Source organism: Flavobacterium sp. GW823-FHT06G12 (assembly GCF_058794775.1).
In genome coordinates this window covers 1,122,567-1,143,552 of record NZ_JBXAHE010000001.1, presented here as the reverse complement: position 1 = coordinate 1,143,552, position 20,986 = coordinate 1,122,567, and the positions used below count along the sequence as shown (strand labels likewise).

21 protein-coding genes are annotated in these 20,986 nt (G+C 32.8%); 10 read left to right on the top strand and 11 right to left on the bottom strand.

Annotated features, from left to right (window positions below; all coding sequences use genetic code 11):
• Window positions 1–12: 12 nt before the first annotated feature.
• The 4 genes from AC1Q5Z_RS04900 to AC1Q5Z_RS04885 form a co-directional block, all read right to left on the bottom strand.
• Window positions 13–3,204: a SusC/RagA family TonB-linked outer membrane protein gene (locus tag AC1Q5Z_RS04900; RefSeq protein ID WP_492443958.1), complete on the bottom strand. Its 3,192-nt coding sequence runs from the start codon at window positions 3,202–3,204 to the stop codon at window positions 13–15.
• A gap of 665 nt (window positions 3,205–3,869) precedes the next feature.
• Window positions 3,870–4,313, bottom strand: a complete 444-nt coding sequence (locus AC1Q5Z_RS04895; RefSeq protein ID WP_095929165.1) for a hypothetical protein — start codon at window positions 4,311–4,313, stop codon at window positions 3,870–3,872.
• Window positions 4,314–4,486: 173 nt separating this feature from the next.
• Window positions 4,487–5,122, bottom strand: coding sequence for a hypothetical protein (locus AC1Q5Z_RS04890; RefSeq protein WP_198855858.1), 636 nt, complete (start codon window positions 5,120–5,122; stop codon window positions 4,487–4,489).
• Window positions 5,123–5,300: 178 nt separating this feature from the next.
• Complete coding sequence (locus AC1Q5Z_RS04885; protein WP_308070064.1) at window positions 5,301–5,504, bottom strand: hypothetical protein; 204 nt, start codon at window positions 5,502–5,504, stop codon at window positions 5,301–5,303.
• A gap of 204 nt (window positions 5,505–5,708) precedes the next feature.
• On the opposite strand from AC1Q5Z_RS04885, the gene AC1Q5Z_RS04880 reads away from it, so the two are divergent.
• From AC1Q5Z_RS04880 to AC1Q5Z_RS04870, 3 genes are all read left to right on the top strand, one after another.
• Window positions 5,709–6,692 (top strand): hypothetical protein, encoded by a 984-nt coding sequence (locus AC1Q5Z_RS04880; protein WP_492443957.1) that lies wholly within the window; start codon window positions 5,709–5,711, stop codon window positions 6,690–6,692.
• 57 nt (window positions 6,693–6,749) lie between these two features.
• Complete coding sequence (locus tag AC1Q5Z_RS04875) at window positions 6,750–8,165, top strand: FAD-dependent oxidoreductase (RefSeq protein WP_492443956.1); 1,416 nt, start codon at window positions 6,750–6,752, stop codon at window positions 8,163–8,165.
• A gap of 190 nt (window positions 8,166–8,355) precedes the next feature.
• Window positions 8,356–8,559 (top strand): hypothetical protein, encoded by a 204-nt coding sequence (locus AC1Q5Z_RS04870; protein WP_492443955.1) that lies wholly within the window; start codon window positions 8,356–8,358, stop codon window positions 8,557–8,559.
• Window positions 8,560–8,606: 47 nt separating this feature from the next.
• Here AC1Q5Z_RS04870 and AC1Q5Z_RS04865 read toward each other — a convergent pair whose 3' ends face one another.
• From AC1Q5Z_RS04865 to AC1Q5Z_RS04835, 7 genes are all read right to left on the bottom strand, one after another.
• Window positions 8,607–8,855 carry a hypothetical protein gene (locus AC1Q5Z_RS04865; protein WP_198855863.1) on the bottom strand — a complete coding sequence of 83 codons (249 nt, stop codon included), beginning with the start codon at window positions 8,853–8,855 and terminating at the stop codon, window positions 8,607–8,609.
• A gap of 173 nt (window positions 8,856–9,028) precedes the next feature.
• A complete protein-coding gene (locus AC1Q5Z_RS04860) occupies window positions 9,029–10,045 on the bottom strand; it encodes a cytochrome-c peroxidase (RefSeq protein WP_343587819.1) in 1,017 nt (338 codons plus the stop codon).
• Window positions 10,046–10,247: 202 nt separating this feature from the next.
• Entirely contained in the window at window positions 10,248–11,114 is an 867-nt protein-coding gene (locus tag AC1Q5Z_RS04855) for an MbnP family protein (protein WP_492443954.1), read from the bottom strand.
• A 175-nt stretch (window positions 11,115–11,289) separates the two neighbouring features.
• On the bottom strand, window positions 11,290–11,658 hold the full coding sequence (locus tag AC1Q5Z_RS04850; protein ID WP_198855866.1) for a hypothetical protein: 369 nt from the start codon (window positions 11,656–11,658) through the stop codon (window positions 11,290–11,292).
• 6 nt (window positions 11,659–11,664) lie between these two features.
• A complete protein-coding gene (locus tag AC1Q5Z_RS04845; RefSeq protein ID WP_492443953.1) occupies window positions 11,665–13,644 on the bottom strand; it encodes a TonB-dependent receptor plug domain-containing protein in 1,980 nt (659 codons plus the stop codon).
• Window positions 13,645–13,648: 4 nt separating this feature from the next.
• On the bottom strand, window positions 13,649–14,572 hold the full coding sequence (locus tag AC1Q5Z_RS04840) for a hypothetical protein (protein WP_492443952.1): 924 nt from the start codon (window positions 14,570–14,572) through the stop codon (window positions 13,649–13,651).
• Between the two features lie 297 nt (window positions 14,573–14,869).
• The gene (locus AC1Q5Z_RS04835) at window positions 14,870–15,247 is read right to left on the bottom strand and encodes a hypothetical protein (RefSeq protein ID WP_233074072.1); all 378 of its coding nucleotides are present in this window, start codon (window positions 15,245–15,247) and stop codon (window positions 14,870–14,872) included.
• Window positions 15,248–15,492: 245 nt separating this feature from the next.
• Here AC1Q5Z_RS04835 and AC1Q5Z_RS04830 point away from each other — a divergent pair, with 245 nt between their 5' ends.
• The 7 genes from AC1Q5Z_RS04830 to AC1Q5Z_RS04800 all read left to right on the top strand — a co-directional run bounded on the left by AC1Q5Z_RS04830 (window position 15,493) and on the right by AC1Q5Z_RS04800 (window position 20,905).
• Window positions 15,493–16,476, top strand: coding sequence for a hypothetical protein (locus AC1Q5Z_RS04830; RefSeq protein WP_343589969.1), 984 nt, complete (start codon window positions 15,493–15,495; stop codon window positions 16,474–16,476).
• A gap of 3 nt (window positions 16,477–16,479) precedes the next feature.
• The gene (locus AC1Q5Z_RS04825; protein ID WP_492443951.1) at window positions 16,480–17,109 is read left to right on the top strand and encodes a hypothetical protein; all 630 of its coding nucleotides are present in this window, start codon (window positions 16,480–16,482) and stop codon (window positions 17,107–17,109) included.
• A gap of 326 nt (window positions 17,110–17,435) precedes the next feature.
• The gene (locus tag AC1Q5Z_RS04820; protein ID WP_198855872.1) at window positions 17,436–18,251 is read left to right on the top strand and encodes an alpha/beta fold hydrolase; all 816 of its coding nucleotides are present in this window, start codon (window positions 17,436–17,438) and stop codon (window positions 18,249–18,251) included.
• A 108-nt stretch (window positions 18,252–18,359) separates the two neighbouring features.
• A complete protein-coding gene (locus tag AC1Q5Z_RS04815; protein ID WP_492443950.1) occupies window positions 18,360–18,650 on the top strand; it encodes a GNAT family N-acetyltransferase in 291 nt (96 codons plus the stop codon).
• 65 nt (window positions 18,651–18,715) lie between these two features.
• Window positions 18,716–19,336 carry an alpha/beta hydrolase gene (locus AC1Q5Z_RS04810; protein ID WP_198855874.1) on the top strand — a complete coding sequence of 207 codons (621 nt, stop codon included), beginning with the start codon at window positions 18,716–18,718 and terminating at the stop codon, window positions 19,334–19,336.
• Window positions 19,336–19,686, top strand: coding sequence for a cupin domain-containing protein (locus AC1Q5Z_RS04805; protein WP_492443949.1), 351 nt, complete (start codon window positions 19,336–19,338; stop codon window positions 19,684–19,686). The genes AC1Q5Z_RS04810 and AC1Q5Z_RS04805 overlap by 1 nt, the downstream gene beginning before the upstream one ends.
• Window positions 19,687–19,966: 280 nt before the next feature.
• Window positions 19,967–20,905, top strand: coding sequence for a ring-cleaving dioxygenase (locus AC1Q5Z_RS04800; protein WP_492443948.1), 939 nt, complete (start codon window positions 19,967–19,969; stop codon window positions 20,903–20,905).
• Window positions 20,906–20,986 lie beyond the last annotated feature (81 nt).

Here is a 20,986-nt window from a genome sequence, read left to right as displayed (position 1 = left end):
GATTCCGAGTTTTTAAAATTTAACATTAAGATTTAAACTGAAATTTCTAGTTGTTGGCAAAGCTAAACTTTCCAATCCTTGTGCATTTCCAGTGTTGAAAGCTGTTTCAGGATCAATATTTGGCGCATCTTTGTAAATAAAGAATAAGTTACGTCCAGCAGCAGTAAGGCTTGCTCCTTCTAATCCAAGTTTTTTAACTAGCTTTTTATTAAAATTATAAGAAAGCTTTATCTCTCTCATTTTTACGAAAGTCGAACTGTAGATGTACGCCTCACTAATATTGTATGATGCCTTATAATATTCTTGAGCGCTAATCACTTTATTATTAGGCGTTCCGTCAGCAAATACCCCTCCGAAAATCATTCCATCATCATAAACTGTTACACCACTTGGAGCGGCACCGCCCGTTACTAAAGTTTTCGGATTAGCAGTATTGTCTCCTGGATAATAATAGCTTAAACCACCGTTTTCAGCACCACGTCCTGGAAGAGTCTGCGCTAAAACTCCTGTATAGTTTCCTGTTCTATTAGTTCCAGAGAAAAGCTCACCACCAACACTTGCATCAATAAGGAACGAAAGTTCAAGATTTTTATAAGTCAAAGTATTCGTAAGACCTGCTAAGTAATCTGGAGTATAATGTCCTAAAACTCTTTTTGTCGGATCTGCTTTTGGAAGACCATTTGCTCCTACTACAATATTTCCGCTAGCATCACGCTCATAAGCTGTACCATAAAGTGCTCCGTAAGCTTGCCCTACAGATGCCAATACATCTACACCTCCAGAAGAACCAATTGTATAGTTTTTAATGTCTCCTGCATAATCTAAGATTTCAACTTTACTTTTGTTTTTAGAATAATTTAAAGCCACATTCCACTTAAAGTTTTCAGTTTGAATAGGGTTTCCATCCAACTGTATTTCAACACCTTGGTTATTAATTTTCCCTGCATTGATTAACTGCGAAGTATAACCGCTAGCTGCTGTAGTTTTTATTTCTAAAATCTGATCAAAACTATTTGTGTTGTAATAAGCTACATCAAAATGAAGTCTGTTTTTCCAGAAAGAAGCTTCAAGACCTACTTCAGTAGAACGAGTTGTTTCAGGTTTCAAATTTTCATTTAGTTTTCTTTGAGACGATGTTTGAATCGGATTTCCGTCAAATGCAGTTTGGAAATTGTAAACCGTAGCCAATTGGTACGGATCTGCATCGTTACCTACTTCAGACCATCCTCCGCGAAGCTTTAAGAAATCGAGTGTATTACTTTTAATATTTAATGCATCTGTTAAAACCACACTTCCGTTAATAGACGGATAGAAATAAGAACGGTTGCTGCTTGGCAATGTAGATGACCAATCGTTACGTGCTGTAACGTTTAAGAAAGCATAGTTTCTAAAACCAAACTGAGCCGAAGCGTAAGCACTGTAAACTCTCAATTTAGATAATGAATTTGATGATGTTAACGGATCTCTAGAGTTTGTTAAAGTATACAAATCTGGAACTGCTAAACGCGGTGCTTTCTGATAGTTATTGGCATCACTATGGTTACGAATGTTAAATCCAGCAAGCGCATCTACAGTAAAATCGTCGTTAAGCTGTTTTGTATATTGAAATATACCTTCAGTATTTTGCTCATTTACTGTGTAAGCATCTTCTGCATACGATCCGAAAGGAGTTCCATTTGTACCGTATTTGATCGTGTATTTTCTGCGGTCGTTATAATAATCAACTCCCGTACGGAATCTAAAATTTAATCCTTCTGCCAATTTCGCGTCTAAATGGATATCTCCAATTAAACGGTTACGCTGTTGGCTTGTTGTATTATAATAGGCATTCCAATACGGATTACTATAATAGCTATTATTCCAGTTTTGTGTCCAATCTTTATTCAATTCATTAATATCAACCTGACGCCCGAACCATAAGAATTGTAGCATTACACCCGCAGCACGTCCTCCTGACGGACCACCTGGCAATTGTGGGGCATCTGTTACGATATAATTTGCATTAACCCCCACTTTTACGTTTTCAGAAATCTGATAATTGGTGTTAATAGAAAAGTTTGTTTTGTTTATTTCAGTGTTCGGTACAGTTCCAAGTTGTTTTTGGTTATTTACACCTAAACGGAAGTCTGATTTCTCGTTAGCTTTTGCAATAGAAACACTATTGTCATAAGTAAGTCCTGTATTAAAGAAATCTTTCACATTATTTGGATGTGCAACAAAAGGAACAGCTTCTCCTTTAGAATAAAATTGCGGAATAAGGCGTCCATCCAATCTTGGTCCCCAACTTTCGTCAACACCATCATTAACTCCTCCTCCTTTACCGTCAACGTAACTAAATTTTCCATTAGAACCCTGTCCGAAACTATTCTGAAAAGAAGGTAAAGTAGCTACTTGAGAAACTGTTATACCGGTATTAAAAGTAACTCCATAACCTCCTTTTTGTCCTTTACCCGATTTTGTCGTAATAAGCACAACACCGTGTGCAGCACGTGATCCGTATAGAGCAGCAGCGTTTGGCCCTTTCAAAACAGTCAACGTTTCAATATCCTGCGGATTCAAATCGGCAATTGCATTTCTGAAATCACGAGTAGCGCCACCAAAATTCAATTGCGAGTTATCTACAGGAACTCCATCTACCACAAAAAGCGGTTGGTTATTTCCTGCAATAGAAGTTTCTCCACGAATAATAATACGAGAAGATCCCATATCTCCTTGCGAGTTTGTAATACGTACACCAGCCACTTTACCAGAAAGTGCGTTCAAGAAGTTGGTTTCTTTTGTTGTTGCCAGTTCTTTTCCTTTTACTGCTTGAGTAGTATATCCTAACGATTTCTTTTCTTTCGAAATTCCAAGAGCAGTAACCACTACTTCAGATAAAGCATTTTGCTCTTCGGCTAGATCAATTGTAATATCGTTTTTGTTTACTACAACTTCTTGCTTTTTATATCCTAAATAACTAATTAAAAGCACATAAGGAAATTTTTGTCCAGTTTGAAAATAGAACTTTCCATCTGTATCTGTAATAACACCATGCGTAGTGCCTTGAATCGTTACCGAAGCTCCAATAATTGGCTCTTTTGTAACAGCATCAACTACTGTCCCTTCCAGTTTAGACTGGATTAGCGGCTTTGTCTCTTGAGCTGTAACCCCGATGGAAATCAACAAAATACATAGCCAAGTATATCTTTCTAATTTTTTTTTCATTACTTTGTTTTAGTTTAATAAATAAGGCGAGCAAAGACAGCTTTATGCTATTCTAGCTTTCCTTTTAGAGATGACAAATTTCTTTTAAGCTTCTACCATTTCTGCTGCAACAGAAATGGTTTTTTCTTTTATCTGCAGCACATTCGTTTTTTCATTTTTACTTTTTTTTGGATTACTATTATTTTAAATTGGCCTATAAAATTTTTAACCCCTATTTGGGATCATGTTTCTTAAAATTTATAATGAATTAAAAAAGAGGAATTTTAACCTTAGAATGCATCAGGATGAAAACGGCCTAATGCGTTTGCTTTTTTCAGAATGAAATATTGTGGTTCTAATCTCTGGCTTTTAACTTATTTTTTAAACTCTACTAATTTGATAGAACAAAGGTATGTTAAAAATATTAGTTCCCAAATTTTAATTAAACTTTTTGCAAAAAAAATGTTAACTACTTTTTAAAACACAACCTAAACACAACCTAAACACTTAATAACAAAACAGTTATTAAAAACAGCTGTTTTTAGGATTTTATAAGAATTGTACTAAAAGCATAAAAATTTGAAAGTAGTTTTTACCGTTTTTAAGTCTAGCTTAGTAAAGTTTAAACCAAAAAAAAACTCCAAGATCATAAGACCTTGGAGTTTCTATTTTTTATTTCTAATTTATTATAGCTCGTTGAACTCGTGTAGAGATTTCAATGTAGTTTCGTAGAATAAAATTGCGGCAATAAGATTTCCTTTATCAGAGTAAGGCATCATTTTTCTTTGAAACTCTACTGTAGTATCTAAGAAACTTGTTGTTCCTAATGCCTGTCCATCTAATATTTTTTTATTATCAGCTGTATCAGGAATACCTAAATCTGCCATTGTAACACCCGGTTTTGTAACCAAAGCAATGTAAGGAAGCGTTTTTACTAAAACTTTAATACGTTCAATGTACAATTCTAAAAGCTCTCCTTTTTGCATACCACTTAATTCTTTTTGATCATGGTATTTGCGAATTAAAGCTGTTGTACTAATGATACTTCTTGGTGCATTTTTTGCCTGTGCAGAGACAGCAGCAGTTGTCAAGAAGAAAAGTGCACATAATAAAATAATTTTACTCTTCATTTTCTTATAGATTTGGTTCTTGAATAAAAACAAAAATATATAAATTAACTTAAAATCCAACTTTTGGAGGTTGTTTTTGCCAAAATTATAATAATCTTTTAATCTGAATAAGTAAAATAGTACACCAAAACTATAGAATTAAAGGATTTTTAGTGCCAAAAATTCTTTTCTATTTACGTCTTAATAATTCTAAAACGTCCCGGATATTTTATCCAAATACTTTTTTTATTTCCGTAGTAATCCATAAAATCTTCACATACAAAAACAGCATGCGCTTTTGACCATGCCACAACACCGCAGTACTCGCTTCCAGATTGTCTTTTTAATTTCTGAATTTGCTTGCCTAATTTGAATCCTAAATATTTATAGATGGTTGGAGTATATACAGTACCTTCTTCTAATTCTTCTAAAGCTTTCTCAAAAGTAGGTTCTTTATCAATAATTTGCATGTATTTTGCCATTACAGCATATGTCAGAACAGCATAATCACGTATTTTTTCGCTATCGCAATTATCTTTAATATAAACAAAACCTGCCGATTTTCTAGCTTTTGTGACTTCGCTACTATCTAAATTAAAAGTTGCATTATTTTTTAGTGTAATTCGATAAGAATCATTGTTCAATTTTTCACTTTCAAAAAGATTATCTAAGCCGTATACATTTAAAGAAGCTTTAATAAATGCTATAGACGAACAATTTGTGCGTTCTCCTTGCTTAAAACTTTCAAATATTTTATCAGAACTCAATTGCGAGTAGGAACTTGAACAAACAAACATTAAAAGTAAAAAAACTGAAGTAAACGATTTCATGCCTTGTATTATATATTATTCTTCAATTATTATTGAAGAAACTGTATTAGATTTATACAAATCTATAAAAAACCAATCAATTTGTTTATATCTTCACTTTTATCTATTAAAAAAAGTCGCTGTAAAACAATAAAAAGCAAATAAAAAACGCCTCAAAATTAACTTGAGACGTTTTACTTTATTTTTTTTCTTCGTTATTCAACTTATCATCCAGTTCAGGTTCTTGACCTTTAAACTTTTTAGTGTCGACATCATAATTTTCATCATTTGTCAAAACTTCGTCATGTTCTTTATATTGATGTTTTCTCGTGTCATTTCGATGATCTCCTCCACCCTGTTGTTTAGGATTCGGGTTTTTCTGGGTTTGATTATTCTTTTCCATAATTCTTCGTTTTTAAATGATTATTAAAATTACCTCAAATACAATAGTTTGACTTATATAATCATTTTTAAAAATTATAAAATAAACCTTTTATTGTTTGAATTGAAATGTCAATTTCTCAAGAAAATTTTTATTTTTACTCTTAATCAAAAAGAGTATTTAAATTAAAAAGAATACTAACTAATATCATAACCAATTTATTCTATGTTCCCATATCTCGAAAAAAACTATCAAAAGACACAATGGTTTTACGGCTCTTCTGAAGCAAATATGCTAAAAAGCCTAAAGGGAAATATCAAATTCATGAAACAGACTGCTTATTTAATAAACAGTAATACTGACGAATTTGAACCTGTATTGGGAATAGAATCAATGTCTCTTGAATTTAATGAGCAGAAAGAAATTATTACAAAATGGAGTGTTGGGGATAGCTACGAAACTAAATACAAAAGTTTCATAGAAGATAAAATGCTCTCCAACAAGCATCACTCAGCTAATTCTGTAGAGTTATTTGAATATGATGATGCAATGGGACTTGCTAATAAGTATACTAAAATTAGCAGTGATGGAAGAAAAACTCAGCAAAATCTGAAAATAGAAATTCAAAAAGATGGATCGATTTATCATTTTGATAAAGACTATGATATTCAATATGATAATTATGAAAGAATAACTCGTAAAAAAGCGAATTACAGAGACTTTGAAATTGTAATTGATTATTTGTCTTTCTCAAAAAAAGGATATTATACTAAAACGTATTATATCGATAATCAAATGGATTCTTTCGAAAAATATAGTTATGATGATGATACTTTGATAGAAGAAATCATGTATCGTAATGAAGCTGTTAAAAGTAAAAAAATGTTTTTTTATGATGAGAAAAACAGATTGTTTCAATGTATTTCTTTTAACGATGAAGACTCTTTTGAAAATCACTACTATTTTTATAATGATAAAGATTTATTAATTGAAGACAAAATATCGTATCCTGGAAGAACAATGGGAACTTGTGATTTTTTTGAATATGATATTCATGACAATGTAATTCAATCGCGAGATAACAGTTTTCAATATACCTATGATCAATTTGGCAATTGGACAGAAAAACTGGAAATTTCTAATGAAAAGGTAGTTCAAAAAACAACTAGAGAAATTGAATATTTTGCAAATGGTCTGCACGTTGTCTAAAAAAAAAATCCTTCTAAAAACACTAACTTTGCCCCTATTACAATTACAGTAAAAATTATGTGGACGATATGTCAGGAATGCCAGGGACAAGGCAAAATAAATCGCGGACTTAGTAAAAAAGCTCAAAGACGTTATAAAACAGAATTGGCTGCATTTGAAAGTTCGCAAACTAAAGTTGCTCCAATACGCCCTAAAGCACATCTGCATTTGTGCACAAATTGCTCAGGATCAGGATTAATTCAGTCCGAAAAATATCTAGAACCTGATTTGACAAACCCCCACGTTGCTATTATTGGTGCTGGCATTGGCGGTGTCGCTTTGGCTGTGGCTTGTTTACATCGCGGAATTCCTTTTTCAATTTACGAAAGAGATACTCATTTTGACGCGCGATCTCAAGGCTACGGACTTACATTACAACAAGCCAGTAAAGCCATGAAAGGTTTAGGGATTACTTCTTTAAACGGTATAATTTCTACAAAACATATTGTTCATAATACAGAAGGAAAAATATTGGGCGAATGGGGAACCAGAAAATGGATTGAAACTGAAATTAAACCGTCTGCTACACGTACCAATATGCATATTGCACGGCAATCGTTGCGGCAAGCTCTTTTAGAACAGCTTGGAGGAAATAATACGGTGCAATGGGGACATCAATTGTTAGATTTTAAAGCTAATAATGATGGTGTAGAACTTAAATTTCAAGTAAACGGAGAAGAAAAAAACGTAAAAGCTGATCTTGTCGTTGGTGCAGATGGCATTAGAAGCATTGTGAGAAAACTAACAATTGGCGAAGACATAACACCGCTTCGTTATTTGGATTGCATTGTAATATTAGGAATTTGTCCTTTAAGTTCTCTCAAAGATATTTCGAGCCAATTATTAGATTCTGCAACAGTTTTTCAGACTGCAAATGGAAATGAACGAATTTATGTTATGCCTTACACGGGAGATTCTGTAATGTGGCAATTGAGTTTCCCGATGTCTGAAGAAGAAGCTAAAGAACTAAGCGCAAAAGGTCCGAAAGCACTTAAAGAGGAGGCTTGTCGCAGAACACAATGGCACACTCCTATTCCGCAAATTTTAGAAGCTACACAAGAAAGTTTAATTTCTGGATATCCTGTTTATGATCGCGAATTGCTTCGATCGGAATTATTAGAAAAGAATCAAAATATAACTTTAATTGGCGATGCAGCGCACCCAATGAGTCCGTTTAAAGGTCAAGGTGCAAACCAAGCTTTGTTGGATGCTTTAAAATTGGCTAGAAAAATATATAGAGGCTGTAATGCAAAATCTAATTGGAGAGAAACTGGTCTAAGAAAAAATGTCTTAAACGATTTTGAAGCAGAAATGCTGGAACGCAGTGCTACCAAAGTAAAAGGTTCTGCTGATGCTGCACAGTTCTTGCATTCTGAAATTATACTCCGAGAAGGTGATGAACCTCGAGGAAGATATCCTAAAAAAAGGAAATAAAGAAGAAAGATTTTAGAAGAAAGAGTAAATAAAAAATGCTAAACAGGTTTGTTTAGCATTTTTTGTAAAAAGTTATTTTTCAGTCATATAGATGCAAATTAAACAATAATTTAATATTATTTTATAACTAAGTTTGACTTGATCTTTTTAATTTTATAATCTCATTTACAAACAATTAAATAATCACGCCATGAAAAATACACAAATAAATTTCAGTCCAAACAATGAGACCTATACAGACCGCACTTTGGTTTGTGATGGTGATAATAACGAATTAATATTTCGTAAAACTTATGTAGGAGATTGGGGAGATTGGGACGAGAAACCAGATGATATTTTAAAAGATCAACATCTTTATCTGGATCAAAATACAAGTTTTACAAATGCAATTTAAACTTACGATTGCTTTATTTGGCATTACAATCTAGTATTCTATCTTGATTATGCTAGAACACTAATTGTATTGCTTAAATTTTCTTTGTTTATAAAATCTAGAATAAATTCTCTTACTTCTTTATTTGCCTCTGTTTTAGTAGCAAATGAATTAATATAGAATTCGTCGTCCTTGTCGCTAATATGGATAATTTCGGTGTAACCTTTGGTTATTAAACTACCTTTTAGCTTAATTATATTTACTTCTTGTTTTCCGTCAAGTTCTTTGCGAACCTGTAATTTTATAGCTCTTTCCATATTCAAAAATTTTTAAATAATTAACTATCATTCAGTTATAAATTTAAAACATTTAATCTATCGAAATAAGATTTTAACACAGTCCACAACGCATTATTTATCAACATATTATAAACATTTTCCCTTTTCTTAAAAAGAAACTCGAAACACCAGTAAAATCAAGTCTTTTCACATTAATTTCCTGTAAATTCTCTGTCGCTCAAGGTTTTCATAAACGCAATAAGGTTTTCTTTTTCTACTTCTGTAAGCGGAATTCTATTGCCATTATTTTTAAAAATAGGATCTAAATTGGCTGCATTCAAAACTCCGTTATCAAAATAATCCAAAACTGATTTTAAGGTTGCAAACTGACCAAAACTTCCATAAGGTGCTGTATATTCTACATTTCGTAGAGACGGAACTCTGAAACTCATAAAATCAGTTGCAATTCCAGTAACTCTTCCTCTTCCTGCTTCATTAGAATCGGTGTTTAACGGAAATCCAATATTTCTAAAACTTTGGTCTGTAAACAATTCGGTGCTATGGCAGCTTGCGCATTTTTGCTGAAATGTTGCATATCCCGCCGATTCGCTTTCTGTAAACTGACTTTCTTTTCGTTTTACTTTATCATATTTGCTATTTGCAGAAATCAAAGTGTATTCAAACTGAGCAATACTTTTGTAAATTCTGTCTGCTGTAATTTCCTGATCTCCAAATGCTTTTTTAAACATCTCTTTATAAGAAGCATCATCTTTAATTTTTCCGATAACTTCCAAAATCGAAGAATCCATTTCTTCATGGGTAATAATCGGAACCAAAGGCTGTGTTTCTAATTGCAGTCGGCTTCCATCCCAATTAAAGAACTTTAGAAACATTAAATTCTGAAGCGGTGGCGCATTTCTAAGCCCTACTCTTCCCTCAATTCCAATAGCTTGCGCATTATGATCGGCAAAGGCATTTGCTTGAATATGACAACTTGAGCAAGAAATTGTATTGTCCTTACTAAATCTTTTGTCAGAGAAAAGTTTTTCGCCCAACTCAGCACCATATTTTGTAGGTTTATTTAAACTCACATAGCTATTTACTTCTGGAAAATCTGCAGGAATATTTAATGAAAGTTCCGGATTATCAAAATAGGTTTCATCAGAATCGGTGCTGCTGCAAGAAGTTAAAAAGATTACGATTATGATGAAGCCGATTATTTTTTTCATTTTAATGAGTTTTAAAATAAAGCCGTCTTTTTAATTTCAGACGGCTCTGAATTTTTTTTAAATCAATAGGTTAGATTTAATCTGCCAAGATCTCCCTCAATCCTCTTTAAATCTGCGTGAAAAAATCTATACTTAAAAAGTATTTCACGCAGATTTTAAAAGATTTAAGCAGATTAAATAAGATTTCTACCAAAGAGTTAACTTAGTTTTCTACACTAGTTACAGAAAACATTCCTGAAATATCGTTTGTACCGTTTCCTCCTAGATTATCCACAAATTTTACCATTTGAGCTGCAGTATGAACATTTGGAGTAGCATTATCGCCCATTTCTGTCCCTGTAGATAAAGTAATGGTATTGATTTTTCCGCTCAATAATTTGTCGAAATCAGCCTTAATTTTGATTTTTGGAGCATTTTTACCTACAACTGCATTTACAGTAAGACTTAGCGTAATATCTCTATATGCATTTACACCTTGTGTATAAGCGCCTTCAGTTCCGGCAACAGTACTTCCTGTGTGAATAGACATCGTTTTATTATCAGTATCATAAAAACCTTCTACTTTTGTAAAACGATATCCTGTTCCCCATTCCCACATCATTGCTGTATCATTGGCTCCAGCCGCTGCGTAAAATTTAGGAAATCTTGTTTGGTCTAGAGTATTTTGCTCTGTTTTGATCCCCAAACCAAATTTAATCTGTTTGTATGATGCAGATGGCACATTGCTCAAAACATAGCTTAATGAAGCCGTTTTTGCCTGATCTATAACTGTTGCGCCTTTATCTAAATCATTTACGTTGTAAGGCACTTCGCTTCCGTCATCTTTTATTAGACGAATATTGCTAATCACATATTTCACTTCAGAAAAATGATGAACTTGTCCTGCCGCAGAAGTATTTGTTGTTGCCGACGCAGAAGTTGCATCTCCTAAAACAATTGTTTTGTCTTTAAACGTATTGTTGAATTCGAACGTTAGATTGTTTGCTGCTGGTGCATCGTCATCATTTGAACATGAAACAAAAGCCAAAGCGGCTGCTGATAATAAAAGGTATTTTTTAAAATTTTGCATTTTTATGATTTTAATTTTTGTACTGTCTTTAAACCATTGAGTTACACTATTCCAACACATAGAAACATAGTTTTCTAAATTTAAAAAAGGCGTTTTGCTAATTTAAATTCACATAGCAAACTATGCGTTAAAGTTCAATTTAACCAAATGGCTATTTTATTAATCGAAAGGAAGATTATAAAATAGGCGGCGGTACAAAAATTTCAAGGCAAGGTTCTAGCAGATCCAATTCTTTATAAATTGGCACTTTCTTGGATGTTATAATTTTTATTAGCGAAACCTGAAACTGTATATTTGTGTTTAAAGCAATATCAATCTTTTTGCTAATGCTTCTCAATTCCAGATCAGAATTTTTTTCCGTTTCCTGAAGCTCTTTCTTCAAATGGCATTTACCATGGCATTGCAATTCTGGCTTGGCTTTGTTAACACAAAATTCTTTTTCAATCGCATTTTGATTCAGTTTAAAGTGCACAACGATAAGCGCCTGCTGAAAAGAAACCAGCAGGAACAGAATTGTCATTGTGATACTAAAAACTTTTTTCATTTTTTCTTAGAAATTCAATTTTAAAGACGTGAAAAAATTGCGTCCCATTCTTGGAATATTGCCCCAATCGGCATACGTACTATAATATGCATTTAATAAATTCTCAGCTCCAACTTGTATTGTGCTTTGCACTTTGTTGATTTTAAAAGAATAATTAGCAGAAATATTCCAAATTGCATAAGCAGCCGTTAAATCTTCTCCATATTCTGGACTGTAATTAATTTGCTCAAAATCGCCATTAACAGAAGTCTGAATTCCAAAATTTTTATACATATAATTAAGTGAAGTCAAATAACTTAACGGACGTATAAATGGTAAATTTCCTCCTTTATTATCCATTCCGCGAGCGTAAGTCAACGTTCCTTTCCAATGCAAATGTTCCAAAATATCATAACTTACATTGGCAGACATATTTAAAAGCGTTGCATAATCTAATGATGTATATCCTTTTACACCAACAGATTGATAATTCATCGGACTTCCCATGCTTAAGATTTTACCAATAATGTAGTTCTGAATATAGAAATAGTTTATTTTTCCTTGAATGCTCAATTTTTCTGTTTTAAAACCTGCGCTTGCATTTCCTTCATACGAAATTTCATTTTTCAAATTCGGATCTCCAATGTAATCGTAACGGTCAAAACTATTATAGATATAATAGCCATAACCCTCAGAAACAGAAGGTGCTCTATGACCATAACCAGTTCCGACAGAAAAATTAAATTGATCAATATTTAAGTTGTAAGCGGCATTAAGACTTGGCAGAAATCTCGTTTTTTCTTGAGGCGCTCCAGGATGAAAAATCCAATTGAATTCTATGTATTTAGAATAATTGTAATTCACTCCTAAAGAACCGCCTAAATGCACTTGACTTCTTTCTGAAATATTCCAAGAATTATTCATAGAAAGTCCAGCATAACGAGTCGTAACCCAAGGCCAGCTGTAAGCAAACATCGTTCTTTCACTTCGATCTTGCGGATACATTCTCATTTCTGCAATAGACAAATTATCGTAAGCATTCAGCTGAATTTCAGAAGAGTAATCATTCTTTTTTAAATTAGCTTTAGAAACCAATCCGTAAGTTGTGCTCCAACCCGGCATGTCCATATGAACTAAATTTTCTGGTCGAGTTGTATCGTCCATATAATGCTCAATTGCATTAAAATATATTTTCGTATCTACTACTCTAACCAAACCTTCTTCAAACAATTGTTTATAAGAAGCAGAGGTAATAAGAGCGCGAGAAAGCCACAAATCCATTGGCAAAGCTGGATAACCAACATTTTTTGCCACATCAAAAATCGCGTCTAATCTAACCGATGACAAATCGCTGGTTTTGTATGCCAAACCTAACGAAGTATTGAATTTATTGTATTGAGAATGCTTTACTTCGTCATTGTTTCCGTCGTGATAATTATCTGCTGTTCGGTACGAAATGCTTCCATCTGCCACAAACTTAGTTCCCGAATAAGAGATATTTCCTAAATTGAAAAACTGCTTGTTATTAAACTCAAAACCAGTTTGATATGCTCCGTTCCATTTCTTTTGAAGTCCGAACGGCGTACTTTTTCTTTTTAAATCAATGCTTCCGGCAACAGTTGCTCCGTGCAAACTTCCTTCTTGACCCGATTTAATATCTACTGCAGCAAGATTATTACTTTCTACATAAGACGTAATTGGATCCATTTTATCAGTGCAAGCGCCAAAAACGTGCATTCCGTCAATTGTAACTGTCGAACGTTCTGTACTCATATTATTCAATAAAGGTTCCCAAGCATAAGCTCCACGTTTTATGAAACTGATATTGTCTGACGAAGACAAAAATTCATCAACAGAAACCGCCATTTTCATTTCTGTTTCAATCTTCTTTTTCGTCGCATTTTTTACGGTTACTTCTTCTAAGTTTTTTATGCTATCGTGATGTGCATGCTGATTTTGAGCTGTTACTGAAAATCCCAAGAAAAGCAGCATTATAATATATTTCATGTTTTTAGAATAAAGTATCAATATAAAGTTCACTTTTTACGCCTTCTACTCCAGGCGTATGATCAGTTGGAACAATGGTTCCTTTTACAATTAATCCGTTTTGGTTCATCATAATTAAGTTCAATGTCCAGTTTCCTGTCATCGTATAATTGACAACACCGTGATACAAACCGTCCTCTCCTTGCGTCAAGTCTTTATTATTTGGCGAAGAGTGATTTCCCATAGAAGGTTCTGGCATTCTTGGATCTAATTTTAAAGTATATCCCACAACTTCAGAATACGAAAACTGAGATGGATCTGGAAAAGTTCCTGCAGGAGTCGTTGGTTTATCGTATTTGTAAACACCAGCAATCAAAGCATTTTCTGAAACAGTTGGTTTTTGAGGCGAAATCAATGCAATTATATATTGTTCTCCATCACTTCCTGCAAAAGCAGTCATATTTAAGTTTTTATTGCTTTGTTTTTCTACAGTAACATCTTTATTGATTTCATATTTTTGACCATCTGCCGTAAAACTGATGTACAATTTCCAACTCGCTGTAGTAGAGCTTTCTCCTGTAAAAACAGAATACCCGCTGTAATACTTATTAGCAGAATCATACGCAACATTATACTCATGCGGACACGAACTTTTGCTTCCGTCAGCATTACTCATAATTGGCAGAAAAGTTACGGCAGCTGTCGTTAACTCTTGGCTGTTTTGAGTATTGACAATTCTTAGATGAAGCTCATTATATCCTTTATAGAATGTTCCGTTTAAAGCTTCAATGCTAACTTTATAGCTTCCGCTTGTAAGCGAAGTTGCTTCTTTAAATTCCAAGTTTTCAGGAACTTCAGAACCTGTTTCAGCTTCGTAATCTGTTTTGTCAATTGTACAGGAAGTAACCGCAAATAATACTGCGATTATCCAAAAATTAAAAGATTTCATTTGATGAATGTTATAAAAAAACGTTTAAAATTTAGCATTAAGCTATAAATTTTTGAATATCAAAAAATCCAAAATGCTAGTGAAAAGCCAAGAAAATGGCGAAAGTAAATGAAGTTAGAATACAGTTATTCTCTTCAATTACAAAAGAAGATCAATATCGTTTTAAAAGAATAAACTATGCGATTTGTTACTCAAACTTGGATTTAAAATCCGTATAAGCGAGCAATAAGACATTCAAAATTTCAATTATAAAAAATTGGAATTCGAGAATATTGGAATTAAAAAAAAGATTGATCCCTAAACTCTATAGAGAGGAGGGTGAAAAGTAAGATTAGAAGCTCCGATTGGTTTCTTATCAAATAAAATTGAAGCGTTATCTTTAGATTCGATAACTGGAATTGTGCTAAAATTGATTTCAGCAGTATTTTGAACATAAACAAGCTCTAATTTATCTTTTAAGCTGTCTTGCATTTTTCGTTCATTATCAGAATATTTTTTAATGCTTTTTTGAAGTTCGCATCGCCCATTACAACTGTTAAATGCTTGTTTACGCTGAACGCAAATAGTTTTAGCAATTTCTTTCTGGTTGATTTTAAAAGAAGCATAAACGAACAAGCTGCCAAAAGATGGCGAGAGAATTAAAATAGAAAGTGCTATGATGATTAACCTTTTCAAGTGCTTGTTCAATAGTTTGCTGGCAAAAGTACATACTATTTTGTATTTATTTTAACGAAATGCAATTTTTATTTCATTTAAAGAAGAGGTTGTTTTATTTCTGAATCATTTCTTGTTTTCGTAAAAAAATTCTTTAACATAAACAGTCTTGATATTTTGCATATTTTATCTAAATTTGAGTATTGTCGTTTTTTTATGACATTTTAATTCTAAAATAGCTACTAAATAACCCCAATTTACAGCGAATGAAAAAAAACTTAGCCATTACCTTTTGGGTACTCTACATGCTCTTTTTTGCAATCCCTTTTCCAATGATTTTGTATTATGCAATCAATAGCGATTTAGATATCAACGATTTAAAAACCAAAGATCCTTATTGGGCTTTAGGGATCGTTTTATTGTCTTTAATTCTCTGGCTGATCCTTTTGATTGGTTATTTCCAAAAATGGATCTTTCAGGTTTTTGTCAATAAAAATAATCTGGAGAAAATAAAATTAAACGGATTACGTCGCGAAGCTGAAATAATTAGTTCGAAGAAAGCTTCTAAATTCAATTCTAAATTTGACAATTACGAACTCGAACTGTGTTTTAAAAATCTTGCGAATACCGAAATCATTCATAAAACCAATATTACAGACACCAAACCCAATGAAAAACGGTTCGAAGCTGGAAAACAGATCAGTTTATTACTAGACAAGTACATGAAAAAACCTCCTTATTTTGTAATTTCATCTGCTACTCCAACTTTAAGCATCAGGAATTTAACAATTAGAATTTTAGGTTGGCTATTTTTTACGTTTACCGTTATAGGCTATTATTTGTTTTCCTATCAAACCGAAAGTCATGGTATGGGGTGGCGTTTTATGTCTTTTGGACATCCGTTATTAATAATTCCGTTAGTGCTTTTGTTCTATCGCGTTTTGGTTCAATTTATATTTAAAAAACTAACTGGCTTAGATCAAAATTCGGTTGCACTCAAATTTAAAGGAATAAAAACTCAGGCCAAATTAATCAATGTAAGCCAAACAGGAACATATATTAACGAACAACCAATGATGCGTTTTGAGTTAGAATATAAAGACACAAAAAATGTAGTGCATCAAAATAGCTTGAAAAAAGTTATTGGAATTTTAGATTTAGAAATGACCAAAAAACAATTCCTTGATATTTTTTATAATCCCGAAAATCCAAACCAAATTGCTTTTGCAAATGATTTAAACAAAATATAGCAAATGAAAAAGATAGTTATTTTGATGCTGTTTTGCACTTTATTTTTAAGTTGCGAAAAGATCTCAAAAAGTATAGATGAAACTTTAAAACCTAATGATACAATTGTAAATAAAAAATCCGAAAACGTCGCTTCACCGCCTTTGCAAAGCGAAAAAAAGGAAATTAATCTATTGACTAATATCGAAATATTAAAAAAAGCAGAAGAACAACTGAAAAATCTTCCTCAATACAATGGAAAAGAAATCTTTATTTACTCGATCTTATACTTTTATAATGATGGAAGAATAAATGCAATGTTGCAACATCCAGAAAATCCAAAATATGTAGACATTTATGAATTTAACGATGAAAAATGGTCGGGGCCAAAACCTGTTCAGCTTTCTGTTCGTGATGATGTTAAAGGACGTTTGGTTTCTTTAAATAAAATCAGTTTTATAAATGCGGCAAAAGTGGCTCAGGTTTATAACGAAAAAACAAAGGAAGTTGAAGGCGCACAACCTACCACAAGTGTTTATATTTCTATTTGGAATAATAAACTAAGATGGTATCCGTCATCTATAAGCGGAAGCCGAGAACGCTATTCGATAGAGTTTAATGATGATGGAAGTCTAAAATCATTCCAACAAGATTAACTGCCACAAATGCTAAACAATTACGTTTAGCATTTTTTTTATACTAAAATGAAATTCTTTCCAAATAAAGAAACTAAAAAACTTAACTTTATAAAAACTTAAAAATCAATAAATTACACTAATAAATCATTAATTTAACAGTACTTATCAACTTAAAATTTTCAGTTCTTAATCTAGATTAATAGATGCAGATTTTATTCTGTAATACATTTGTACCATAATCAAACAAAATAAAACAAAAAAACAAGTCATAAGTTTAAATTTTAAACCAATAACGAATTTAAACTTAAAATTAAAAAACAAATTAATCTTAAAATCAAAAAATTATGAGCACATTTACAGTAAAAGACGGAACACAGATTTATTACAAAGATTGGGGAAAAGGTCAACCAATTGTTTTTCACCACGGATGGCCTTTGTCAAGTGACGATTGGGATGCACAAATGATGTTTTTTCTTCAAAAAGGCTACAGAGTAATAGCACACGATCGCCGCGGACATGGACGTTCTAGTCAGGCTTCTGAGGGGAACAACATGGAAACTTATGCATCTGACATTGCTGAATTGACTGAAGCTTTAGATTTAAAAGATGCCATTCACGTTGGACATTCAACTGGAGGAGGCGAAGTAATTCGTTACGCTGCAAAATACGGAAAAGGGAGAATTTCAAAAGCGGTAATTATTAGCGCCGTTACTCCGATAATGATTCAAAACGAATCTAATCCAGAAGGCGTTCCATTGTCAGTTTTTGACGAAATTAGAAAAGGAACCGGATTTAATAGAGCGCAATATTTCTACGACTTTCCGATTCCGTTCTACGGTTGGAACCGCGAAGGGCAAACTGTTCAAGAAGGCATTAAACAAAATTGGTGGCGTCAAGGAATGATGGGTTCTGTTTTATCTCATTACGAAGGAATTAAAGCATTTTCTGAATCTGATTTTACAGAAGACTTAAAAAGTTTAGATATTCCTGTTTTGGTTTTACATGGAGAAGATGACCAGATTGTTCCTTACAATCAAGCTCCTAGAGCAGCAAAATTGTTGAAAAACGGAAAATTGATTTCTTATCCAGGTTTCCCTCACGGTATGCCAACTACAGAAGCAGAAACAATCAACAATGATATTCTTGACTTTATAAAATAAATACAGAAAGATTTAATTAAACTGTCTGTAGAACTATTTTATAGACAGTTTAATTTTCTTAAATTCAACTAAATAATTTTCTATCAAAAAATTGAATCAAAAAAATATATGGAAACAATAAAATTAGAATTGGACGAAAAAAAACATGGCGCTTTTAATCTTTATGTTGATGGCAAAAAATTAGGCGAAATGACAGTAAGCATTAAACCTGATTTACTGACAGTTTACCACACGGGAGTTGAGCCAGAGGGCGAAGGAAAAGGTTATGCTAAGAAACTTTTAGAAGAAATGGTTTCTTATGTTCGCACCAATAATTTGAAAGTTTTACCACTTTGTCCGTATGTTCACGCACAATTTAAAAGACATCCAGACGAATATGAAGATATTTGGAAGAAGTAAAAAAGATGAAAGAATAAAGACGTAAGACTCCAATCTCTAGACTAAAAAGTAAAGATTTAAATACTATGAATACAGAAATATTAACAGACGGTGTTCCTTTAAATGAAGCGAAAAAAGCTTTAATTATGATTCATGGACGTGGTGCAAGCGCACATGATATTCTTTCGATTGCCAAACATCTTAAGGTTGATGATTTTGCATTGATTGCGCCTGAGGCAGAAAATAGAACTTGGTATCCGTATTCGTTTTTAGCGCCGCTAAACGAAAATGAACCTTCGTTTTCAAAATCGTTGGAAGCAATACATCAAGTTGTGGTCGCTATTCAGCAAAACGGAATCGAAAAAGAAAATATTTATTTCTTAGGATTTTCACAAGGAGCGTGTCTCGCTTTGGAATTTACAACAAGAAATGCTGCAAAATACGGCGGAATCGTTGCTTTTACCGGCGGATTAATTGGCGATAAAGTCTATGAAAACCATTATGCAGGAAATTTTGAAAACACGCCTGTTTTTATCGGAACAAGCGATCCTGATTTTCACGTTCCTGTAGAAAGAGTAAATGATACTGAAACGCTTATGGAAAAAATGGGCGCAGATGTTACAAAAAAAATCTATCCAAATATGGGACATACCATTAGTCAGGATGAGATAAATTGTGCTAATGCATTAGTTTTCAATAAAAAGTAATGATTACGATAACTCGCATTTATAGCGATGCAAACGGAGAGAGTCATTTTGAAGATTTTCAAGTTCCGTTGAAAAACAATGGCGATATCGGATTTTTATCTGATGATGAACCCGTTAAATCTATCATTTTTAGAGAAGTTAATCCTTCTTACGATTACGATTTTCATAATGCTCCAGACCGCCAATATATTGTTTTGCTAGATGGCGGTGTAGAAATAGAAACTTCATTAGGAGAAAAAAGAACTTTCAACACGGGTTCAATTCTATTGGTTGAAGACACTACAGGGAAAGGACATAAAACAAAAAATATTGAATTTAAGCTTAGAAAATCAATATTTATCAAAATATAAAATTCATCAATATTTCATATAATTTGCTGTGATCAGTTATTGGTCACAGCAAAAAACAACGTCTGAAAACAGCATATACTGTTTTTCAGAATGTATTTCTATACACTGCATTTACTTTCGTGTTATGCAATTAAAAAAACATTGTTGTCGAAGGAAGAACTTAAAAAAACGACAAAATATCGTCCTCGCTTCTTTCTTAATCTAGGTTAATCGATAAACAGCGATAACGGACGTAAATTTGTAAAAGAAAAATCAAACAACTATTTAATATAAAAATACCATGGAAAATAAAATTTTAGGATTACATCATATTACTGCAATTGCAGGAGACGCTAAACGCAATTTTGACTTTTACTCAAAAATTTTAGGATTAAGATTCATCAAAAAAACAGTGAATTTTGATGATCCAGGAACTTACCATTTTTACTTTGGTGATGAAGTTGGAAGTGCAGGGACTATTTTAACTTTCTTCCCGTGGGGAGCAGGAATTCAACAAGGCAGAAAAGGTTCTGGAATGGCTACAGAAATTGGTTATTCTGTTCCAAAAGGAAGTTTAGATTTCTGGCAGAAACGTTTCGAGCAATACAATGTAATTTACAATAAACCAGCTGAAAAATTCGGAGAAAAATATTTGACTTTCTTAGATCCAGATGGTTTAAAATTAGAATTAATTGAATCTAAAACGGAAGATAACAGAAAAGCTTGGGAAACTGACGAAGTAAAAGCTGATGTGGCTACAAGAGGTTTTCACAACATTACTTTGACTTTAAATAACATTAAACCAACTGCTGCGGTTTTAACTGAAATATTTGGTTACAAATTGATCGATCAAGATGTAAACCGTTACCGTTATGCAACAGATGCTGTAGAAAATGCTGCAATTGTTGACTTGGTAGAATTACCAGAAGAAAAACGCGGTTTAAATGCTAATGGAACGGTTCATCACGTAGCATTCCGTGTTCCAAATGATGAAATTTTGATGAAATTCAGAGAAAAAATCGAAGATTACGGATTGTCTATTACTCCACAAATTGACAGACAATATTTTCACTCTCTTTATTTTAGAGAACCAGGCGGAGTTTTGTTCGAAATTGCAACTGACAATCCTGGATTTACTGTAGACGAAAGCTTAGAAGAATTAGGTCAGAACTTAAAACTTCCTGCTCAATATGAACCTCAAAGAGCGGCTATTGAAGCTCATTTGGTTAAAATTAATTAATTTAAAAACTAAACTGGGTTTATCCCGAATAACACAACTATTTTTTTGAAAAAGCTGTCCTGAATGGGATGGCTTTTTTTG